The 2356-nt window shown below is 38.1% G+C and carries 3 protein-coding genes; all 3 read right to left on the reverse strand.

The genetic code is table 11. The annotated features are described in order from the left end of the window. A partial coding sequence (locus ABYB02_RS16625; protein WP_372763481.1) for a nucleotide sugar dehydrogenase occupies positions 1-761 on the reverse strand: 761 nt, incomplete at its 3' end. Positions 762-863: 102 nt separating this feature from the next. Next, positions 864-1964, reverse strand: a complete 1101-nt coding sequence (gene rfbB / locus ABYB02_RS16630; RefSeq protein WP_372763482.1) for a dTDP-glucose 4,6-dehydratase — start codon at positions 1962-1964, stop codon at positions 864-866. 8 nt (positions 1965-1972) lie between these two features. Beyond that, on the reverse strand, positions 1973-2356 hold a 384-nt coding region (locus ABYB02_RS16635; RefSeq protein ID WP_372763483.1), incomplete at its 5' end, for a sugar nucleotide-binding protein.

Consider the following 2356-nt stretch of genomic DNA (forward strand, 5'->3'; position numbering starts at 1 on the left):
AAACAATAACCACCATAACCAAACGACGGGTTATTGTAATGATTACCAATACGCGGATCTAATCCGACACCTTCAATAATATGCTTGGCATCTAAACCATGTGCCTCAGCATAACTATCTAACTCATTAAAATAAGCAACGCGCATCGCTAAGTAGGTATTTGAGAATAACTTAACCGCTTCTGCCTCTGTTGAGTCTGTAAACAAGATATCGATATTTTCTTTTATTGCGCCTTGGGCCAGTAAGTCAGCAAATACTTTGGCACGCTCGCTTTGCTCACCAACAATAATACGCGACGGATAAAGGTTGTCATGCAAGGCCTTACCTTCACGCAAAAACTCAGGTGAAAACATGATATTTGCGCAGTTAAGTTCTTGTTTAATATTTTCTGTGTAACCAACAGGCACAGTCGACTTAATGATCATCACCGCATTTGGGTTAACCGCCAAGACATCTTTAATTACCGCTTCAACAGAAGAGGTATTAAAGTAATTGGTTTCAACATCATAATCAGTTGGCGTAGCAATAACGACAAAATCAGCATCACTATAGGCCAAATTTTTATCCAGTGTCGCTTTAAAGTTAATAGCTTTATTTGCTAAAAAATCTTCAATCTCAACGTCAACTATCGGCGACTTTTTTTGATTTAATAAATCAACCTTCGCTTTAACGATATCAACAGCGATCACTTCATTGTGCTGCGCTAATAACATTGCGTTAGAAAGCCCAACGTAACCAGTTCCTGCTATTGCTATTTTCATATTATTCCTTTCATTTTGAATGTTAAAACGTCAAAGTACGTATAGGAGTTATATTTCTATAAAATAAAAACATAACTCTCTACCGACAGTTAGCCAGTTAAATTATTTATACTGCTCTGCTATCCAGTTTTGGTATGAGCCATCCATGACGCTTTGCCACCATGCTTCATTGTTCAAGTACCAAGTCACAGTTTTAGCAATGCCACTATCAAAAGACTCTTTAGGTTGATAGCCTAGCTCATTGTTAGTTTTAGTCGCGTCAATGGCATAACGACGGTCATGGCCAGGTCGGTCTTTAACATAAGTAATAAGTGATTCAGTGTTTTGCGCCATCGCTGCTTTAGCCGCCGGAAAACGAGTCGCTAAATCTTTATTTTTAAAAAACTCTTGTTCGACCAGTTTTGATATGGTTTTAACTATATCTATATTAGCCCATTCATTATCGCCGCCAATATTATAGTTCTCACCTATTCGACCGTTTTGTAATACTAAATCAATGCCGTATGCATGGTCTTCTACATATAACCAATCACGTATTTGTTGACCATCGCCATATATTGGTAAGGCTTTATCATGCAAAATATTAGTGATAACCAGTGGTATTAATTTCTCAGGAAAATGAAATGGCCCATAGTTATTTGAACAATTACTGGTGGTAACATTTAAACCATAAGTATGATGATAAGCTCGCACTAAATGATCACTAGCCGCTTTACTGGCCGAATAAGGTGAATTAGGTGCGTAAGCTGTATCTTCGGTAAAAGCTGGGTCGGTAGGTGAAAGTGTGCCATAAACTTCATCAGTAGACACATGATGAAAACGATGTCCTTCAAGAATGCTTTCGCCGTCTAACCACACTTTTTTAGCGGCTTTAAGTAAGCTATAAGTACCCATAATATTAGTTTCAATAAACGCATCTGGACCAGTAATTGAACGGTCTACGTGAGACTCGGCGGCAAAATGTACTAAAGTATCAATATCATGTTCAAGCAATAATGTTTCAATTAACGATTGATCGCAAATATTGCCATGTACAAACGTAAAGTTAGCTTGAGCTTTTACGCTATCTAAATTAGCAATATTGCCCGCGTAGGTTAATGCATCAAGCACCACAATTTTATCGGCTGGGTATTTAGCCATCCAATAATGGACAAAGTTAGCACCGATAAAACCTGCACCACCTGTAACTAATAATCTTTTCATAATAATCTCTAATTAATAAACGCTAATTGTGCTTCACGCTCTACTTTTAGCGCTGTCATCATAGCTTTTAACTGTCCTTGCCAGTGTGTTAACGATATTTCCGGTAAAGCGTTTGCCAAACTCGCTTTATCCATCACACTATAATGTGGGCGTTTAGCAGGCGTTGGATATTGCGCAGTGGTGATCGGCTTAATAGCTATTTTTTTATCTAACAAGCCCAGCTCTAAGCCAAAATTTTGAATAGCGACAGCAAAATCAAACCAACTTGCCACACCTGTATCAGTGTAGTGATAAATACCATTAATACTTGCCATTAAACTTACCACACAAGCTTCAGCCAAGCCTTTAGCATAAGTAGGCGAACCTATTTGGTCACTTATTACACCAAGCTC

Origin of the sequence: Pseudoalteromonas sp., assembly GCF_041613455.1 — a bacterium.
In the GTDB taxonomy this organism is placed as follows: Bacteria; Pseudomonadota; Gammaproteobacteria; order Enterobacterales; family Alteromonadaceae; genus Pseudoalteromonas.